The 19,077-nt window shown below is 70.7% G+C and carries 12 protein-coding genes and 2 pseudogenes; 7 read left to right on the top strand and 7 right to left on the bottom strand.

Annotated features, from left to right (window positions below; translation table 11 throughout):
* Positions 1–49: 49 nt before the first annotated feature.
* Both NPS70_RS19970 and NPS70_RS28750 read left to right on the top strand, forming a co-directional pair.
* Positions 50–466: a hypothetical protein gene (locus NPS70_RS19970; protein ID WP_256525701.1), complete on the top strand. Its 417-nt coding sequence runs from the start codon at positions 50–52 to the stop codon at positions 464–466.
* A 48-nt stretch (positions 467–514) separates the two neighbouring features.
* Positions 515–3,208: pseudogene (locus tag NPS70_RS28750) on the top strand (tetratricopeptide repeat protein); the annotation flags it as partial.
* A 108-nt stretch (positions 3,209–3,316) separates the two neighbouring features.
* Here the strand turns inward: NPS70_RS28750 and NPS70_RS19960 are convergent.
* A complete protein-coding gene (locus NPS70_RS19960; RefSeq protein WP_256525700.1) occupies positions 3,317–4,855 on the bottom strand; it encodes a serine/threonine-protein kinase in 1,539 nt (512 codons plus the stop codon).
* A 678-nt stretch (positions 4,856–5,533) separates the two neighbouring features.
* Between NPS70_RS19960 and NPS70_RS19955 the strand changes: the two genes are divergently transcribed.
* The 3 genes and pseudogenes from NPS70_RS19955 (at position 5,534) to NPS70_RS19945 (ending at position 7,929) form a co-directional block, all read left to right on the top strand.
* Positions 5,534–5,800, top strand: coding sequence for a hypothetical protein (locus NPS70_RS19955; RefSeq protein ID WP_256525699.1), 267 nt, complete (start codon positions 5,534–5,536; stop codon positions 5,798–5,800).
* Positions 5,721–6,147: pseudogene (locus tag NPS70_RS19950) on the top strand (DNA-binding protein). Before NPS70_RS19955 ends, NPS70_RS19950 begins: the two are co-directional and overlap by 80 nt.
* A gap of 120 nt (positions 6,148–6,267) precedes the next feature.
* Positions 6,268–7,929: an N-6 DNA methylase gene (locus tag NPS70_RS19945; RefSeq protein ID WP_256525697.1), complete on the top strand. Its 1,662-nt coding sequence runs from the start codon at positions 6,268–6,270 to the stop codon at positions 7,927–7,929.
* A 13-nt stretch (positions 7,930–7,942) separates the two neighbouring features.
* Here the strand turns inward: NPS70_RS19945 and NPS70_RS19940 are convergent, their stop codons facing one another.
* The 6 genes from NPS70_RS19940 to NPS70_RS19915 all read right to left on the bottom strand — a co-directional run bounded on the left by NPS70_RS19940 (position 7,943) and on the right by NPS70_RS19915 (position 17,775).
* Positions 7,943–10,099, bottom strand: a complete 2,157-nt coding sequence (locus tag NPS70_RS19940) for a UvrD-helicase domain-containing protein (protein WP_256525696.1) — start codon at positions 10,097–10,099, stop codon at positions 7,943–7,945.
* Between the two features lie 10 nt (positions 10,100–10,109).
* Complete coding sequence (locus NPS70_RS19935; RefSeq protein WP_256525694.1) at positions 10,110–11,360, bottom strand: McrC family protein; 1,251 nt, start codon at positions 11,358–11,360, stop codon at positions 10,110–10,112.
* Positions 11,357–13,225 (bottom strand): DUF4357 domain-containing protein, encoded by a 1,869-nt coding sequence (locus NPS70_RS19930; protein ID WP_256525693.1) that lies wholly within the window; start codon positions 13,223–13,225, stop codon positions 11,357–11,359. Before NPS70_RS19930 ends, NPS70_RS19935 begins: the two co-directional genes overlap by 4 nt.
* A 102-nt stretch (positions 13,226–13,327) precedes the next feature.
* On the bottom strand, positions 13,328–14,977 hold the full coding sequence (locus NPS70_RS19925) for a hypothetical protein (protein WP_256525692.1): 1,650 nt from the start codon (positions 14,975–14,977) through the stop codon (positions 13,328–13,330).
* A gap of 24 nt (positions 14,978–15,001) precedes the next feature.
* Complete coding sequence (locus tag NPS70_RS19920) at positions 15,002–15,394, bottom strand: hypothetical protein (RefSeq protein ID WP_256525691.1); 393 nt, start codon at positions 15,392–15,394, stop codon at positions 15,002–15,004.
* Positions 15,394–17,775, bottom strand: coding sequence for an AAA family ATPase (locus NPS70_RS19915; protein WP_256525690.1), 2,382 nt, complete (start codon positions 17,773–17,775; stop codon positions 15,394–15,396). Before NPS70_RS19915 ends, NPS70_RS19920 begins: the two co-directional genes overlap by 1 nt.
* A 607-nt stretch (positions 17,776–18,382) precedes the next feature.
* Here NPS70_RS19915 and NPS70_RS19910 point away from each other — a divergent pair.
* Entirely contained in the window at positions 18,383–18,703 is a 321-nt protein-coding gene (locus NPS70_RS19910) for a hypothetical protein (protein ID WP_256525689.1), read from the top strand.
* 69 nt (positions 18,704–18,772) lie between these two features.
* The gene (locus tag NPS70_RS19905) at positions 18,773–19,000 is read left to right on the top strand and encodes a hypothetical protein (RefSeq protein ID WP_256525688.1); all 228 of its coding nucleotides are present in this window, start codon (positions 18,773–18,775) and stop codon (positions 18,998–19,000) included.
* Positions 19,001–19,077 lie beyond the last annotated feature (77 nt).

Raw genomic sequence — 19,077 nt, 5'->3', positions numbered from 1 at the left:
GTCCCCCGGGAGTGGCACCATGGTGCGACACGGTTACGGGGAGGAACGCATGACGGTTGATGTGGCCCAACTTGTCGCACAGAGCTGGCCGTTCGTCGGCGCGGCCGTCGGGGCCTACGGCACGGCGGTGCTGACGCAGGCCGGTGACGCGGGAGCGACGGCGACGGTTTCCCTGGGGCGGCGCGTCCTCCGGCGCCTGTGGGACCAGGGGGAAAGCCCCTATCTGCTGCGGGCGGTGGAGGGAGCCGCCGAGGACCCGGCGGACGAGGATGCCCAGGCAGCCCTGCGCACCGAGATCAGGCGGCTGCTGCGCGAGGACGAGGCGCTGGCCCGCGAACTCGCGGAGCTGCTGTCCGACGCCCCTCCGGCCGGGGAGACGTACACGGCGGTCGGCGAGCATTCCGTGGTGGTCAGGGAGAACCACGGTGTGATCAGCACCGGTGGCGATGTGACCGTGCAGAGGTGACACGGGGTGGCATCGGAGGAGCGTCCGGAGCAGTACGTCGCCGCCGGCATGGGTTCCGCCGTGGTGAAGTACAACTCGGGTGTCATCAGCACCAACGTCCACCTTCCCTTTCTGCCGCCGGACGAGGTGGAGGCGCACGCGGGGCTGGTGCTGCTGCCTGAGGCGCGGAACCGGCTGTTCACCGGCCGGGAGGAGGAACTGGCCCGACTGCACGCCGCCTTCCGCTCCGGCACCGGCAGGTCGGCCCAGGTCGTCCACGGCCTGGGCGGGGTGGGCAAGAGCGCTCTCGCTCTGGAGTACGCCCACCGGTACCGCGAGCAGTACAACCCGATCCTCCGGCTCCCGGCGGACAGCCCCGAGGGCATGACCGCCGGGCTGGCCGGACTGGCCGACGACCTCAACCACCTCCTCCCGCAGATCGCCCATTCGGTCGAGCAACGGGCCACCTGGGCCAGGAACTGGCTGCAGTGCCACAGCGGCTGGCTGCTCGTGCTCGACAACGTCGAGCGGCCGAAGGACGTCGACGCCCTGCTGGGAACGCTCGTCGGCGGCCACGTCCTGATCACCACCCGGCAGTCCACGGGCTGGCAGGCCCGGTGCGGGCTCCTGCCCCTGGACGTGCTGGCCGAGGACACCGCCGTGGAGTTGCTGGGCCGTCTGGTGGCGGACGGAGGCGAGGAGCCCGAGCTGCGCGAGCTGGCGACCGAACTGGGCGGGCTCCCCCTCGCCCTGGAACAGGCGGCGGCGTACCTGAACCAGTCGAGAACCGACCCCCGCAGCTATGTGGCACTCCTGCGGGACGTCCCGCGGGAGGCGCACGCCCTCGCGGCGCACAGCGACGAGAACGAGCGCACCATCGCACGGGTCTGGCAGCACACACTGCGCAGCGTCGAGGAGGAGCAGCCCTGTGCGACCCACGTGCTGCGGGTCCTGGCCTGGCTGGCCCCGGACGGTGTGCCGCGCAGCCTGGTCGCCCCGCTCCGCGAGGACATGTCCCGGCCCTCCGGGCGGCCGTCGCACAGGCTGACCGGCTGGACGCTCCCGTACGCCCGGCGCCGGCTCGCGCAGCGCATCGGGTGGCTGCACGCCCGCGGGCGCACCGCTCACCGGGAGCTGACCCCGCTGGAGATCAACCGCGCTCTGGGCGTGCTCCACGCGTACAGCCTGATCAGGCTCGACCGGGACTCGGTGAGCCTCCACCGCCTGGTGCAGAGCGTGGCCCGCACCCCGGATCCCACAAGCCCCTTCTTCCGGCCGCCGGCCGTCCGGGCGGCCCGGCAGGAGGCCACGGAGCTGTTGCTCCGGGCCGCCGTGGACGTCCCGGCCGACATGCACGGGTGGGTGCGCGAGCAGCAGCTCCTCCCGCACATGGAGGCGTTCCTGCGGGCGCTCGCCCCGGCGGACGACCGCCCGGACACGGCCCTCATCCTGGGGTACCTGGTGTCGTACTCCCACCGCTGGCGCACGGAGGAGCACGCACGCGCCGTCGATTACGCCGAGCGGGCCGTGACGGCCTATCGCAGACACCTCGTGGGAGGCCGGTTCCACCCGGCCTGCAGGGTGGCCCACAGCAGGCTCGCCGAGGCCCTGCTCATGGCGGGCGAGGTGGAGCGGGCCGTCGGCCTCCTCGGGCCCGAGCGGCGGCACGGGGCTCTCCTGCCCGTCCGGCGTGACACCTTGGCGCGGTGCTACCTGGAGCTGGGGGAGCCGGAGCGCGCCGTCCCGCTGCTGGAGGCGGCGGTGACCGACGCCGCCCGGGGAGGGAGCCGGACACACCGTGAGCTGCTCCGGGCACGGGGCCGACTGGCGGAGGCGTACCAGGCGGCGGGCCGGCTGGCCCAGGCCGTGGCCGTGTTCGAGCGCAATCTCTTCGACAGCCTGGAGACCCTGGGTGAGGAGGACTCGGACACCGTGACCGCCCGGCATCAGCTCGCCGTGGCCTACCTGGAGGCGGAGGACGCGGACCGGGCCCTGGCACTGCACGAGCGGAATCTGGCGGATGCCCTGCGGGTGTTCGGGCGCGGCCATTCCGCGGTGCTGATCTCCCGCACCGGACTGGCGCGCGCCTGCGAACAGGCCGGGGACGCTGAGCGGGCCGTCGCGCTGGTGGACGAGACCCTCGCCGACGCCAGGGGCCTGCTCGACGGAGAGGGCTACCTGCTCCGCGTGTGGCAGTCGGAACGAGCCCGGCTGCTGCTGTCGGTCGGGCAACCGGAGCGGGCCGTGGAACTCCACGAGCAGAACCTCGCCGACTGGATCCGCGCGCTGGGCAGCCACCATCCGCATGTCCTGTACGTGCGGGGAGGCTTCGCGGAGGCTCTCGTGAAGGCGGGAAGACCGGAATCGGCGATCCCGCTGCTGGAGGAGAACCTCCGGACGGCCGAGGAGCACCTGGGCCCGGTCCATGTCGCCACCCTGGACACCAAGGCGTTCATGGCGCTGGCCTTTCAGGAGTCCGGGGACCTGGAGCGGGCGGTCCCGCTGTACGAGCAGCTGCTCCACGACGTCCGGTCGGCCAGGGGGGCGGTCCACCCGATGTCTCTGGAGACTCAGGTGAACTGCGGGCGCGCGTACCGGGACAGCGGTGACCTGGAACGTGCCGCGTGCCTCCTGGGAGAGGCCCTTCGCGACGCCGAAGCGCTCTACGGACGGCGTCACCGCTGCTCCGTCGCGGCGCGGAGCGCCCTCGCCCTCACCCATGCGGCGGCCGGGGACTCGGTCCGCGCGGTCACCATGCTGCGCCGCGCGGTCGCCGACGCGGAGAGCTACCTCGCACCGGGGGACTCGCTGAGACGGGACGTGCGCCGACGTCTTGCGGAACTCGACCACACCGCCGGGCACGGCGGACGGTCACGGGCCGGACGGGCGCCCGCGGTACCCGATCAGCAGGACGGCCAGGACGGCTCCCGAGGCGGCCCAGCAACCGAGCCCCCACCGCACGGCAGGCCACCACGACGTCTCCGGCCCGAATCCGGCAGCCGCGCAGACGGCCACGCCCACGACGGCGGCACCCGCGGCGGCGTGGCAACCGGCGGTCCAGGGGTACCCGAACCGCCGGAACACCCCGAGCGGGCCGCCGACCAGCAGAGAGAAGAGGAGCACTGAGGCGAAGGCAGCTCCGGCGGCGATCAGGACGCCGACCGGCACGGCGAACCACCATCGCCAGGGCAGCAGCACCACGGCGGCGGTGCCGACCGCGGCGCAGACCAGGGCCATCCCGCATCCCACCGCCTGCTGCCCGCGCTCCCGTCCGCCTTGCACGCTCATGGTGGTGCGGGCCAGCACGGGCCAGAACGCGAGAGCCAGTGCGGTCAGCCCCGCCGCTGCCGGCACGCCGAGCGAGGTGAACGCCGTCAGCGCCACCGCGGTGGCGGTCGCGACGGTCAGACCGGTGGCGACCGCGGCCGGAAGCGGGAGCGCGCCCTCCCCGCCCGCGGGAGCCCGGAGGGACGACCCCGTGGCACCGGCTGCCGCCGTGGTTCCGGAGCCCGGTGCCGAAGCGGCGGACCGCGTCCCGGGCCGGGCGGGGTGCGGTGGCCGTGCGGAGCGCGGCAGCGGCCCTTCGGCGATCTCCCGCAGCCGATCGGCGACGGCCCGGACACCGTCGGGACGGCGCTGCGGATCCTTCTCCAGGAGGTCCCGGATCAGGTGGTCGAGCCGCTGGGGGACCAGGGAGGCGTGCCGCCATGACGGCTCCGGCGGACTCTCCTGGTGCAGCCTCAGCACCTCGTCCCGGCTGCCGGTGAACGGGGCGCGGCCCGCGACGAGGAGATACAGCAGGCAGCCCAGGGAGTACAGGTCGGACCGGGAGTCGATGCCGTCCCGCCCCGCGGCCAGTTCGGGGGAGAGACACTCCACCGCGCCCCCGGAAGCGGGCCGCCCGGCAAGCCGGGCGACACTCGGTGCTCCCAGGACGACGCCGTCGTCCTCGGTGACGACGACGTTGCCGGGGCCGATATCCGCGTGGACCAGACCGGCCGCATGCAGCGGCTCCAGCGCTTCGCACAGCTGTATGCCCCAGGCCAGCACCCTGCTCAACTCCGGGGTCCCGTCGGCAGGCAGCGTGCGCAGCGGCCGTCCGGGCACGTCCTCCACCAGGAGATAGCATGCCGGCTCACCGTCCAGGTCGCATGCCCCGTAGCCCTGGACAGCGGCCAGACGCTGTGCCGTCACCCCCACCGCGCTCCGCGCCCCCGAAGTGAAGGCCTCCCGCCAGTCGGGGGCAGCCGGAGCCCCGGACTCGTCGGCTCCGGACGGGTCCGGGACACCGGTCAGCACCTTCACCGCCACGGAACGTTTCAGCCCCACGTCCCACGCCTCGTACGTCTCCTCGCCCCGGACGGGGCGCGACGCGCCCAGCCGGTAGCGGTCGTCCAGCAGCCTGTCCACGCCCGTCCGCCCTCCGTCCCGGTGTCCCCGGCGCCGTCGGCGACCTCGGCATCACCGGGCCAGCGCCCCGCGTCCAGCATGTCTCAGATCGCCGCAGCGTGACACATCATCAGCGCAGACGAACGCACAACACGGCAGGCTCCGAACACAGTTCGCGGAGCGCGGGGCGTGCGTGCGCGTCCGCATCCGCGCCCGTTGCCCTCCGCCCCTCCACGGACCCGTGCTCCCCTTTGACCCACGAGAACATCACGGAGGGGAGGATTCCTGGCAGGAACGGCTCCTTGCCCCCGGCACTGCGGATCAGATGAGGCGGCTACAAGCACGGGGCCGACGTTCGACGGTGACTACCACGCCATTGTGACGGACTGTCTACTGCCCGAAATGCCCCGCCTCGCAGGTACTTCGATGGAGATCGCGGCCGTCACGGACACGTAAGGGCGTGAGCAGTTTCGGCGCGCACATCCGGCGGCCGGGGCTGGCTCTGTGACGTGACCGCCGTCCTCCGCTTGGACTCGGTCGGCAGGCCCCTGGTCGGGGCCCGGTCCGTACGCCGGAAGAGTCGGTCTCCGTCGCGGACCGTTCCCGCCTTCCCCTTACACCCGCCGCTCGCCGCTCGCCGCTCGCCGCTGCAGACTGCGCGCGGACGACGTCCGCGACTTCCGCCAGGAGACGTGCTCGGTGCTGTGCCGCCCTCCAGGGGACGCCGTACTGACCTGCCTGCGCGACCTCGATGTCCTCGACGAGCCGCCGGAGAGCCGCGTCGGCGTTGCCCTCGACGTGGTACTCCTCGTCCCGGACGGCGCCGTCGTCGGCTGGAGCCTGACCTACCCGGCCCGCTGCCCGGCCACCGGGGTCAGCACCCCCGATCCCGCCCCGCCCTCCCCCGCAGCCCCGGCGGCATCTAGCCCTCGGCAGCGCAGGGCTGCACACGGCCGCCGTGCATGACCGTACAGTCACCACCTGGCTCGCCCTGGCCCGCGCCGACAGCCTCCGCGTGATCACCTCGGCTGTCATCTTGGTCGACGTGGTCCACCCCCGAACATCAACCGCGCCGCCCTGGAGTGGACACCCTCCCGTCTGGCCGTGGAACCGAGTACCGAGCCGATCGCCCGCCACGCCGCCACTCACGCTCGCCGACGCCAGTCCGCCCAGCCACAGGTACGCCATCGACGTCATACTCGCCGCCACCGCACTGGCCTCACCAGGGGCACGTTACGATCCTCACTTGCGATCCAGAGAACCTCACAGCGCTTCGGCTTGATCATGCCAAGTCACGAGGGCCTGAGGCCTGAGCCCCACGTGCCCGCTCATGCTCTCTCCGCAAGCGGATGACACCTACTCCAGACGGACATGTTGACGACGTCAACATCTGACACTTACCGCGCATCTGCAGTACCGTGTACGGTTTCCGCATGAGGAATGACACGGGTGCAGCAGACCCTCTGATCACCGGGGCCGAGATCGCTCGCCTCGCGGGCGTGACACGAGCCGCCGTGTCGAACTGGCGACGCCGCCACAAGGACTTCCCAGCCCCGACTGGAGGCAGTTCGGGCGCACCTCTGTTCTCTCTTGCCGATGTACGAGAATGGCTCGCGAACCAGCGGAAGAGCCATGACGTATCCGATGAAGTCCGACTATGGCAGACGCTTCGCGCGTCGTTCGGCGATGACATGGTCAGCGGCCTGTCTTCGGTCGCAGCATTCCTTTCGACGGGCAATCCGTCTGGCCTCGACTCCGCAGCGGCTGCGATCGTCACCTCGTCGACGCAGAGCGCCACACCAACCGACGTGGCCGACGGACTCGTCGAGCGCTTTCAGGATTCGGCGCGCCGCAGCGGCTCGGATCAGGTGACCTCGGCGAGGATCGCCCGGGCGGTCGCTCACTTTGTGGGCCCGCTTCCCGAGGGCACCACCGTCTTCGATCCCGCCTGCGGGATCGGGGTCCTTCTCATGGTTGCGGGGGACGACGGTAGTACGGCCATTCGCGGACAGGAGATCGACCCCGCAGCAGCGCGGTTCGCGGAACTCCGAGCCAAGTTGAGCGGCCGAGCCGATGCAGTGATCCAAGCGGGCGACTCACTGCGGGCGGATGCCTGGCCCTCGCTCCGCGCCGACCTCGTCGTATGCGAGCCTCCCACCGCCGGCCCCGACTGGGGGCGCGAGGAACTGCTCCTCGACGCGCGATGGGAGCTTGGCACCCCCTCCAAGGCGGAAGGGGAACTCGCCTGGCTCCAGCACTGTTACGCCCACACCGCACCTGGCGGCCGTACGGTGATCGTCATGCCGTCATCCGCGGCGTACCGCAAGGCTGGACGCCGGATCCGGGCGGAACTCGTACGGCGGGGAATCCTCACCCAGGTCATCGCGCTACCAGGTGGAGTCGCCTCCGCGCACTCCGTCCCCGTACTGCTCTGGATCCTCCGCCGCCCGAAACCGGACAACGCCACTCCGTCACACGTCCGCATGATCGACCTGACGGGCAACGATCCGGACGGACCGCTGGAACCCACCAGCAACCAAGTCGCCGACGTCCGCCTCATCGACCTCCTCGACGAGACCGTAGACCTCACGCCGAACCCGCACGTCCATCGTTCCACCCAGGACTTTCGGGCGGAGTACTGGTCTCTGCGCGAAGAGATCGAGCAGCAGCTCCAGGCGCTGGGCGCGCTCCTGCCGGCCTTGCGGGAAACGACCGGAGGCGACTCCCTGGACACAGCCACGGTCAGCCTCGCGGATTTGTCCAGAGCGGGACTGATCAAGGCAGGCGCCGGCGGCCCCCAATCCACGAGTCCTCAGCTCGATACGGACTACCTGCGTGGCTTTCTTCAGAGCCCGTCCAACGTCCGCCGCTCGACCAGCAACAGCGGAACGCATCGTGTGGACGCGCGGGCGGCCCGCATCCCGCAGATGGCGGTCGCCGACCAGCGTCGCTACGGATCCGTCTTCCGTTCTCTCCAAGAGTTCGAGGAACGCGTCGCGAGTCTGGCCGCACTGGGGAAGGAAGTAGCCGCTCTGGCCCGGGAGGGGCTGACCAACGGAGCCCTTGTACCCCCTGCGGACGATTCCGGCGAGTGACCCGAAAGGCCGGTCAGGGGAGTTCGGAAGGCAGGGGCACGAACGGGCTGGGCTTTCCGCTCCAGGACACGTGCAATGTCTCCCTGGCACGTGTGCAGGCGACGAAGAGGAGGCACCGCTCACGCAGCAGATCGGCCTCGTACTGCAGCCTGTCCGTCGCAGCCGCGGTGACCTCACGAGCGAACGGAATTGCGCCGTCCGAGACTCCGAGTACACCGACGCCACGAAACTCCAGCCCCTTCATCGCGTGCATTGTCGCGAGGCGCACCCCTGGCGTTCCCGCCCCCGGCCCCTCCTTGACCCGGACCACGGGAATGCCCCGAGCCGCGAGCCTGTCGTACACCTTGTCCAGGAGCAGGTGGAAGCGGGCGCACACGCCGATCTCCTCGGGCCGCATGCCTTGGCCTACCCACTCCTCGATCCGCTCGACGATCGCGTCCACTTCGACCTGCTCGGAAGCATGACCTCTGACGTGAGGGCGTTCTCCGTGGAGCAGTGACCGGTAACCGAGGAGGCTGTCCGCACCGTCGCCCCCGAGATCATCGACGTCCACCTCCATCAGAATGCCAGTGGACCAGCCAAGGATCTCCTCCGTGCTGCGGTAGTTGATGCGCAGCCGACCGCTGCGACCGGCCACCGCAATGCCCAATGAGGCCAGGGAGACCCGGGAGTCGTAGATCCGCTGATGGGGGTCACCGGTGATGAAGAGGTCGTCGGGCCCACGGCCCACAGCTGCCCGAAGCACCCGCCATTGGGCTGGATGCAGGTCCTGGGCCTCGTCGACGACCACGTGATCGTAATCGTGACCGTCCGAAGCGACCTTGTCTTCCAGCAACCGTGCCGCCTGGGCACACACGTCTAGGTGAGTGCGGGCGCCTCGGGCAGAGAGTTCGGCCCGGAAGAGCTCGATCGCCTCCCAGACCCTCTCTCGCTGGGCTACGGGTAGCGCCGAACCGCGCCCTCTGCGCACCGCGCCCCGGTAGGCGTCCAGCGTGCCGATGTCCTGGGCGAGTACGACGTGGCGATATTCCTGGGCAAGGAACTGCTCCGGCCATGGAAGGCCGAGGCTCTTGCCGACTCGCTGCCAGATCTGCCGCTCCTCACGGCCTCCGACGAATGACGGAGTCCGGCCGCCGGCCGCCTGAAGGGCTCGATGCGCGTAGGCGTTCACCGTCGTCACGTCGACCCTGCGAAGCAGCGCCTCATCGCCGTCGAGCAGCAGGGCGAGGTTCTCGCGCAGGCTCGCCGCCAGACTGTTGGTATACGTGGTGAGCAGGACCCGGCTGTCCTCGGAGCGGGAGAGCAGGTGCTTGACACGATGCAGGGCGACGACAGTCTTGCCCGTGCCCGGGCCTCCGGTCACCTGCGCCGGTCCGCCGTAGGACACGCGGTAGGCGACGCGACGCTGGGACGGGTGGAGGAAGACCCGCCAAGCCGCGAAGGGCTTCTCCAGGATCTCGGCCAGCTCGTCCGGCCCGGTCACGAGCGTGATGCGGCTTCTGGTGTGGAGGATCGCCGACGCGAGGTCGTCCGCGGGGTCCCCAGGAGCGTCGGCGGGTCGCCGTGCGGTGACGACGTCGCGGTAGACCTCTTCCGGGCCGAAGCCCTCCGCGAGGTACTGGAGGACTTCGAACTGGTCCTCGGGAAGCAGGGTGCCGAACGCGTCCAGCTGGGCCTGGTCCGTGATGGTACGCACCGCCCGCAGCACCTGCGCGTCGATGCCGAGTTCCCGCAGCACGGTGTCCGAGTGGGATGCGAAGAGCAGGGTGGGGGCTACGGCCGCCGCCTTCTCCAGGACCGGCGTCAGCTGCTCGATGGCGACGGCGTTGCGGACCTCCAGGCCGCGGGTGGCGGTGTTGACCGTGTAGAGCCGCTTGGCCGCCCAGCTGTAGGCGTCGTCGTGCGGCACGACGTTGATGAGGAGGAAGACATCGCTGCCGTCGTCCGGGGCGAGGACCACTCCGCGCCAGAAGTCGTTGATCCGGATGGTCCTCATCCGTGGATCGCGCGCCTTGTCCACCGACTCCAGGTGAAGCCCCTTGTCGGCGTGCAGTTCCGCGACGGTGAGCTGCTGGAACTTGGCCATCGCCTTGCGCACTCCGGCTTTGACGGGCTTCTCCAGCACGTCGTAGCTCTCCCAGAAGCTGTTCGCGAAGGCGAGCTGGGGCACGGTGGGCTCCTTATCTCATGGCGTGCGGCGCGGCCGAAACGATCTTAGGGGGGGACGCTGGTCCCGCGCCCCTGGCCATCAGGCGGGCGAGGTCCCGGACCATCCCCAGCAGTTCCGTCGGCGTCCCTCCCAGGTCCAGGACGTGCTGATGGATGGCAATCCCCACGTTCCGGACACGGTGGGAGGCATGAAGGGCGCCGCCCCTGGCGTAGATCAGATGTCCCTCGGGGAGACCCAGCGCCGTGCAGTAGGCGAGCATCTGGTAGACGTCGGCGTCCGGGACACCATCGGGCTTCTGCGCCTTGTACTTGGCGTCGACGACGGTCAGCGGGCGGCCGTCGTCCCCGTACCGCACGAGATCCGGCCTCATGCGGATGGTCCCGTCCGCGTCAAGGTGCACTCCCCTGGCCTGGAGCGCGCAGTGTCCGCCGTATGCGGCGAGGGCCTCGCGAAGGGCTACGCAGACGAAGTCCTCGAAGAGCTTGTTCATGTCGAGCAGGAATCCGTCGACGGTGGCGTCACCCGGCAGATGTTCGGGCGACTCTCGGCGCAGGACGGTCTCCGCCAGCCGCAGTGCGGGCTGGTAGCGCAGGTTCAGACGGCTCGGCCGCCACCGGGGCGGAGCGGCGCCGCGCAGCAGGGGCTCGGCGTCGATGAGCCGGGCCCGTTGGTGCTGGAGGGACCGCCGTACTCCGGCCGGGACGCTGGGCAGGCTCAGCAGCCGCTCGGTCGCCGCCCGCAGCAGCCGGTTCTCGGGAATGTCGGTGGTGTACTCGTCGTAGGCCACCTCCAGGGGAAAGAGCCGTCCGTGATGACGGCGGACCTGGTCGGTCTCCCTGAGCCGGCCACGAAGCACGGGGGACGCCTCTTCCGTGTGCCGGTAGCCCTGCAGCACTCCTTGTCTCAGGGCGCGTTCCTGCACCCTCTCGTAGGTCTGGGCGAAGAAGGGAACCAGTTCCGTGTGCGCCGTCACCTCCACGACGCCCTCCTGGTGGATCCGCGGGTTCAGGGCGTACCCCAGGAGGAAGAACAGGCGGGCGATCGGCACCTTCGGGGTGATCCTCAGGGTGACGGGGTCCTCCCCCGGGGCCCTGACCACGAAGGCTCCGACCTTGCTCCCCGCGCGCAGCCGCCATCCCCCGGTCCGGTACGGGTCGGGCGCCGCGTCCACGATCCTGGAGGCGGCGAGAGCCCTGCCGATGGCCGCCGGCAGGTCATGGGTGGTGTGCGGGGCGTGTTCGACGAGCTGGATGCCGGTCACGCGTCGGGCTCACCCGTACCGGCAGCCGGTGCGATGCTCGCGCGAAGGGCTTCGAGACCGTAGGTCTTGGCAATGTCGATTCCCTCTCCGTAGTGATGCTCCTCCAGGAGCGGAAGGATCTTGGTGCGCCAGGTGCGGTCGAGGCCGCCTTCCCGGTAGACCGCCTTCTTCATCAGGTACGAGGGGCCGATACGGAAATCGGGGTCGTCGATGCGGGAGTTGAGCGCGTCCAGTAGGTCCGCCGGCTCGGGGCCGCGGTCCTGGGCGGCGAGCCAGCGGCGCAGCAGCCCCTGGGTGGGCTCGGTACGCGGCGAGAGCTCCACGAAGGCGAAGCGCCGTCGCATGGCCGCGTCGACAAGGGCGATGGAGCGGTCGGCGGTGTTCATCGTGCCGATGACGAAGAGATTGGACGGGAGGGCGAAGTCGTCGCCCGAGTAAGTCAGGCGGACCGACTTGTTCCGGTACTCCAGGAGGAAGTAGAGCTCTCCGAAGACCTTGGCCAGATTCGCACGATTGATCTCGTCGATGATCAGGAAGTGCGGGATGTGGCGGTTTCCTTCGCGGGAGGCGAGGTCGGCGAGCTCCCGCAGCGGGCCCGCCGTCAGCCGGAAGGCGACCTCCCGGGTGTCGGGGTCCTCCTTCGGCCGGAAGCCTTCGAAGAAGTCCTCGTACGCGTACGACGGATGGAACTGCACCAGCTTGACCCGTTCGGGCCCGCCTCCGAGGAACTCGGCGAGTTTGAGGGCCAGGTGGGTCTTGCCCGTTCCCGGCGGTCCGTACAGCACCAGCTGCCGTTCGTCCCAGAGGAGGTCCTTCACCTCGCGCAGCCACTCCACGTCGTGGACGAGCAGTTCGTCGGCGAGGGCCTGGCCCGGCTCGGGAAGCTCCAGCTCACGCCGGGCCGCGAGGGCCGGGACGGTCTCGCTCGGGTCGCGTTCCCGGGACACGGCCTCGTCGGCGAGCTCCTCGTCGGTACGGCCGAGTCCGTCGATGAGGGCCTGCACGGAGGTGAGGTCGACGACGTCGTGCTGCGCCGAGAGCTTCTGCTGGAGTTCCTCGGGAAGCTCGTCGTAGGCGTATCCGCTGCTCTGCCAGTCGACGGGGCGGCGCAGGTTGGAGCGGCCGCCTTCGGAGGCGGTCTGCTCGACCGTTCCGGTGATCTCACCCACGTACAGGCGGCCCCCGGAGATGCCGCACACCGTGTCGCCCGGTTTCATCCAGGAGAGGAACGCGTACAGCTCGTCGACGAGCTCCAGCTTCTGGTTGTAGGTCGCCGTCGTCCCGTAGTCCTCCTCGACGAACGCTCTCAGCCGCTCCTTGCTCGCCCCCTGCGCCACTCCCTGGCGCAACCGCGAGGCCGACAGCGTGACCCTGCCCTCGGGGAGCCAGAGCCGGTGGACGAGGTCACTGCCCGCCACGTTCGAGCCGCGCACGAGCCACGACCGGTTGGGCCCGGAACGCACGCCCTCCATGAAGTCGGACAGCGGTGTGCCCGTCTCGGTGCGCCACTCCTCCCAGCCGTTGCGCGGGGCGCCGACGAGTATCTCGGCGGCGGCGGACGGCGATCCGCACTCGACGTCAGCGGTCAGCTCCAGCCAGCCGGGCCAGCGGTGGGACGGCGTAAGAACTCCGGTGGTCCTCAGCTCCTCGCGTCGCTTGAAGGTGCCGCTGAAGTGCTTGGGGAACGACGGCATGACGTGCTCCCGGGCCGGCGAACCGGCCCTGATCAGGAACTTGCGGCTCCCGTTGGTGCCGACGGCGTCGAGGAGGACACCGACCGCCCGCCCGATGCCGTCCCCGCCGGGCAGCCGCAACCGGAACTCCGGGTGCTCGACGCAGTTGCCGCCGTCCTGGTTCACGCACACTCCTGGTTCACGTGCGTTCCTCGTTTCCGTGAGCCCGTGGACACGGGCAGGGCACGTGCTCGAGGACCGCTTCCGAGAGAGACCCTAGCCCCGCTTCGCACCTCAGGTGAGGGTGTTGGTGAGGTGCGGACCGATGTATCCGATGAAGATCCCGTGCTCGGCACAGGCACCGTCGTGGTAGTGCAGGCGTGGAGCGACGGTGTTGCCGCCGCCGATCCTCACGTGCGCGCCCATGAACAGCCGACAGGTGGGATCCACGTAGTCCGGGACGGGAAAGGTCCGCTCCTTGCGCCAGGCGGTGTTCGTCTTCACCGTCCTGGACTCGTCGCGCACGACCTTACGGGGCGATATCGCATGCATCCCGCCCGGAGCTTCCTCGCACCACTGCTTGAAGTCGCGGAAGGGCGTGCCGTGGGCCGGGGCGTCGGCGGAGACCTCGGCGTAGTCCCGGAGGGCCAGCAGGGCGTCCCAGGCCATGCGGACCCAGGAGGAACCGTACGCCTGGTCGTCCAGTTCCAGGGTGATCTTCCTGGCTCCGGTGAAGTGCACGCGAGGCATCTCCTCGATCCGTTCCAGGATCTCCGCGAAGGACTCGGGCACAGCGGGACCGCTGCCGTCCGGGGCGTACGCGGCTTCGGCAGCGCCGAGGACGAGCAGGCGCTTCTGCACGGTGACCAGCTGGACCCGGGTCTCGTGCAGTTCCCGGTACTGCTCGTCGTACTCGGCGATCAGCGTGATCTCGTCGCTTCTGGCGCGCTGGAGTTCGTTCTTCAGGTCCCTGATCTCGTCGGCCCGCACCCGCTGCTCGCGCCCGGCTTCCTCGAGGATCTCGAAGAGGGCGCGGTTCTCGTCCCTCAGCCGCTCCAGCTCGGAGCTTGCCGAGCTCTCCTTGGTACGCGCGCGCAACACGGGCACCGCGTCCAACTCGGGCGGCAGGGGCGCCCGGGTGGCGAGGCCCTGGGGGAGTTGGGCGAGCAGACGGCGGGCCCGTCCCGGGTTCTCGGCGATGGCCCGGTGTGACATGACGCGGTGGCGCTGGCCGTCTGCCGCCCAGGCCGGGTCCACACCGGGGAGGTAGGTCCGGATACCGCCACCGTAGACCCGGTGGTACTCCATGAGCCGGTTGAAGCGGTTGTCCGCCCCTGGAGCGAGAGCGTAGAGGATGGCGAGGCCGGCCAGGGGGCGGACCAGCGGGTCCAGGGTCCGCTCCAGCCACGTGTCGAAGTGCGCCCCGTGCGGAGCGGTGGCCATGACGATCGGCAGACGACGCTCCGCGTCGCACAGCTCGTCGATGACGGAGTCGATGTCGGCCGCCTCGACGACCTGCGGCATCCGGGTCACGTCCGCGAGCCCGTCGCGGGCTTGGAGGACGTCCAGTAGGGCTGCTGCGAGGCGGGGAGTCTTGGCGGCTGTCGGCAACGTATCCGGATCGTCGGGAAGGTGCTCTACGTCCAGCTGTACGCGGGTCGGTCGACTCTCCGTCTGCCTGATCACCAGGGTCGTCTGCCAGGTGCCGTCCGGGGCGGTCTCCCGGAGGCGCCAGCGGCCGTACGCCCCGCCGGTACCGGTCGCCGAGTCGTGGTCGAGCGTGACTCCCCGGGCTATCTCGTTGCGTCCCTCCGCGAACGCCTGGATGTCGTAGTTCTTGGGAGGTTCACGCAGCCAGTCCCGGAGCCGGGCGTCGACCTGTGCGCCGGTGCTGACGTAGTCGAGGCCGCTGGTGACGACCATGCGGTAGCGGCGCGTGTCCATGCCGTGGTCCCTTCGGTGCACCGGTCAGGCTTCGGTCCGCTCGGGTCCCGGGCGGAGGGCGGCGAGCACTTCGACGACGTCGTCGTGCCAGGCCCTGACCTCGCCCGGGGTGGGTGGGAGTTCGTACGTGTGGTGGTGGCAGGCCGCGCTGAGCGCGGACCACACGGCGTACCACTGACGGGCCACAGAGGACGGGGCATACCACTCCAGGCAGAGCGCCTTGGTACGGCCACGGCTGTGCGCCATCGCGGGACTGACCCGATGCCAGAAGCCGTCCATGGCCTCGTCCAGAGCCAGCCGGAGCAGGGCGGCGGCGGCTCGGGCGCGGAGTCCCGGTGCGAGGGTGTGGGTGACACCGAGGGGAGGAAGGAGCAGATGACGGGCGGCCGAGGCCAGGTCGTCGGGGGTACGAGTCATCAGCCGCGCACCACCCTCGCAAGGCGCTCGGTGTCCCGGACCAGGTCCATGCGGTCGCCGATCGGGGTGAGGAGCTGGTGGGCGCCGGCGTTGCACCGTTCGATGAGCGCGCGGGCCCAGGGCCCGTGGTCCTGCGCGACGGCCGCGAGGACCTGGGCGGGTTCCATGCTGCTGTCGTAGAAGGCGAGCGCGGCGAGTTCGGTGAGCTTGTGCGCCTTGCCGATCCTGGCCTCGACGTCGGCGTGGCCGTGGCCTTCGGCCCGCAGGCGGCGCCGTGCGGGTTCCAGGCAGGCGGCCTCCAGGGCGCCACGGCACATCTGGGGCAGGACCCGGTCGGCGACGTCCTGCGGCACGTTCGGGTCCCTGGCGACGGCCCGGGCCTCGCTCAGCGCGAGGGAGACCGGGTCGTCGGTGCAGGTGGCCTTGACGACGGAGTCGGTCTGCCGGGAGACCTGCATGATCGTCGCGGGGATGCGCAGGTGGCGGATGGCCTGCTGGAGGCGGGTGTCGTGGGTGAAGACGATCAACTGGCGGCGTTGGGCACAGGCGTGGAGGACCCGCGCGAGCCCCTCTACCTTCTCCGGGTCCATGGACTGCACCGGGTCGTCGATCACCAGGAACCCGAAGGGGCTCTCGGGGTGGGTGGCACGAGGGAGGAACAACGAGAGTGCGAGCGAGTGCAGTTCGCCCTGGCTCATCACGCCGAAGGCGGGCGCGTCCATGGCGTCCACGGACACGTCGAGCTTCACCTTGCGCTGGTTGGCCGTCCCCGTGAGGCCGATCGAGCCGAGCGTGACGCTGCTGCGCTCGCAGAGCAGCTTCCAGATGGTCTGCGACTGGTCGGCGAACGGGCGCAGCCGCTCCTCGCGGAGTTCGTCGGTGACCTTCTTAAGCCAGGTCTGCGCGTCCTTGAGCCGCTTGCCGAGCGGTGCGTCCGCGGCAGCCCGGTCGGCGGCGGCCAGCCATTCGGCGAGGCGAGCCCCGAGCGGCTGCCAGTCGGCGTCCTGATCAGCGAGCAGGCGGGCCGCCTGCTCGCTCTCCTGCCGGCAGGCGTCGGCGAGGGCGGCCGAAAGGCGCTCGACCTGATCCGCCAGCGGGCGGGGGTCGGTCGCGCTCCGACACAGGGACCATTCCCGCCAGAGGGCGGCGAGCGGCGAGTCCTCCGGCCGGAGCCATACGGGGACGGGCTGGACGAGATCGTGGACGGCGCGGATGGTGCCGCGCAGTTCGTCGCGCGCGGACTGCGCTTCCGCGGCTTCGTGCTGGAGTCGTTCGACCTGCTCCCGGGCGCGCACCGCCCAGTCGTCGTCGAGCAGTCCGGGCGTGTCGCAGACGGGGCAGTCGGCGGTCCGCGCCCGCCGCCGGTGGTCGAGCGCCCGTTCCAGGAGGTCGGAGAGGCGGCGGGCGTCCTCGGCGGAGCCGGACCGCGCGTCATCGGCCCGGGCCGCGGCTTCCCGCAGCCGCGTCACGGCACCGCTGACGTCGCGCAGATCAGGCCCTTCCAGGGTGGAGAGCCCCCGCAGCCTTGCGAGTTCGGCGGTGTCTCCCCCGGGCCGCGTGGCGAGAAGGGCGCGAACACGCTCGCGGTCCGGGCGGCGCGCGGAAAGAACCTCCACGGCCGCGACGGCCCTCGGGTCGCCGGAGCCCCGCAGCTCGGCGAGGACCACGGCCGTCAGGTCGGTGACCTTCTTCTCGCCGTCCTTGATCGTCTTGAGGCGGGCTCCCGCTTCCCTGTAGGCCTCGGAGAGCTGCTCCAGGCCGAGGATCTGGGCGAGCCCGTCATGGAGGGCGGTCATGGGGCCGTTGATCACGGCGCCGAGTTCGCTGTACGAGAGGAACGGCCGGTACAGCGCGAGCTCCTCCGCACCGACGACCTCGCCCAGCTCCCCGTCGGGCATACCGGGCTGATGAACCGCCACCCGCGCGTCGCCCAGCCCGCCGCCGTGCCAGCTCCTGCGAACGGTGACAGGCGTCTCGAGACCGTCACGGCAACACTCCACCTCCACACGGGGAGCCGCCGGATCGTGCAGATTCCGCCACCCCTGCCGCCAGATCTGAGTACGGTCCTGCCATCGGAAGTTGTCGCCCGTCAGCGCCATCTCGGCGGCCTCGGCGAAGCTGGACTTGCCGGAGCCGTTGCGTCCGGCGACCACGGTGAGACCCGGTGCGGGAGTGAGGCCGAGCATGGCCTCCGGGCCGATGCCTCGCCACCCGGCGGCCGTGATGGAGCGGAGGAAGAGAGGACCGGTTCGGGAGGCGCTTCCGGCCCGAGGCCCGGGGAAGAGGTCGCGCAGCAGATCCACCGTCTCCGGCTCCAGGCCGGCGGCGGCCAGGCGCTGGAGGACGAGGTCACGGAGGGAGGGGTGGGGCTGGTCGCTCACGGTGTGGCTCCATGCACGGGAGGCGGCGGGTGCGACGGCGAAGTCCGCACCCGGGAGCCCTAGAGTGACGCACATGCGTTGACGTCGTCAACAGTAATCCACCACCGCACTCCATGCGAATCTGTGTACGATCGTGGATCAGAGCTACAGGAGTGACTGTCAGACGGCGCCACGGCCACACCTCTTGAGGAGGACCGGCTCGGACCGGGCCCGCGTCAAGAAGTCCCTCACCCGGCGCAACTCGCCGCGCAGTGCGGGTTGTCGCTCCCGCGGATTCTGACGGGCCGTCCCGACGTCGCACCGGAACCCGCCTTCGACAAGCAGGGCCTCCCTCGATCGGCCTGGAGCACGCTCAGGATGAGAAGTCCCTCCAGCACGTGCTGCACTTCGCCGTGGACGACGACGAAACGCCGACCACGGCCCACGTCATCATCCGGGTCATGCCGACGCTCCGCACGGTGGGCTGCCTGCCGCCAGCACCACTTTCTGACGTCCCGCGCCTCGACTCCACGCGTCAGTGCCACCCTCTGGCGTAGGAGGCCAAGCATCCCCGCTGTCGACGTGGACTCGGGTGGAGACGGCAGGGGAGGGCCACATGGCGCGGCGGATGGCGGACGAGACGTTCCGTGCCGACCAGGTGCGGAACCGGTACGCGCCACACGTCCGCGCGATCAACGAGTTGGTCGACGACTTGCGGGACCAGGACGGCAGGGGCTGGATGCCGTACGTCGCTCCTTGGCACGGAGGAACCGAGGCGCGCGTGCTGTCCGTGCTGCGCGATCCGGGGCCCAAGACGCAGGACGGCACCGGCTCGGGCTTCCTGTGCACGGAGAACGACGACCCGACCGCCGAGCGTCAGTGCCGGGCCTTCGAGCAGGCCGGCATCGACGCCCGCGACGTCACGCCCTGGAACGCCTACCCCTGGTAAATCAACCGCAAGACCGACGCCTCCGAACAGAAGTCCGGCGCCGAGGCCCTCGTGCGCCTCCTCGGACTGATGCCGGACCTCCGCGTCGTCCTGCTCCAGGGCGGCGACGCGCAGGCCACCTGGCGGCGGCTGGAGAAGGCGCACCCGGATGTCGCCGCCCAGGAGCGCTTCCAGGTGGTGCGTACGTACCACCCGGGCCGGCAGGCTCTGTGGTCGCCCGATCCCGAGGTCCGCGCGGCACGCGAACAGCACCGCGAGAACGCGCTCCGCCGAGTGGCCGACATGCTCCGTGACTGACACGCCCCTGGTACTCAGGACCAGTTCCCTGGGCGGCGTGCCGAGCCGCCGCCTGCCAAGAGGAGCGCCAGCCTTTC

The organism is Streptomyces sp. C10-9-1 (assembly GCF_024497955.1).
Lineage (GTDB): Bacteria > Actinomycetota > Actinomycetes > Streptomycetales > Streptomycetaceae > Streptomyces > Streptomyces sanyensis.
This window is presented reverse-complemented; position numbering and strand designations above follow the sequence as displayed.

What these genes read in the sequence shown, in the direction of transcription:
- NPS70_RS19945 (WP_256525697.1), top strand. Translation starts at nt 6,268, where the DNA reads ATGAGGAATGACACGGGTGCAGCAGACCCTCTGATCACCGGGGCCGAG.
- NPS70_RS19920 (WP_256525691.1), bottom strand. Translation starts at nt 15,394, where the DNA reads ATGACTCGTACCCCCGACGACCTGGCCTCGGCCGCCCGTCATCTGCTC.
- NPS70_RS19970 (WP_256525701.1), top strand. Translation starts at nt 50, where the DNA reads ATGACGGTTGATGTGGCCCAACTTGTCGCACAGAGCTGGCCGTTCGTC.
- NPS70_RS19925 (WP_256525692.1), bottom strand. Translation starts at nt 14,977, where the DNA reads ATGGACACGCGCCGCTACCGCATGGTCGTCACCAGCGGCCTCGACTAC.
- NPS70_RS19905 (WP_256525688.1), top strand. Translation starts at nt 18,773, where the DNA reads ATGCCGGACCTCCGCGTCGTCCTGCTCCAGGGCGGCGACGCGCAGGCC.
- NPS70_RS19910 (WP_256525689.1), top strand. Translation starts at nt 18,383, where the DNA reads ATGGCGGACGAGACGTTCCGTGCCGACCAGGTGCGGAACCGGTACGCG.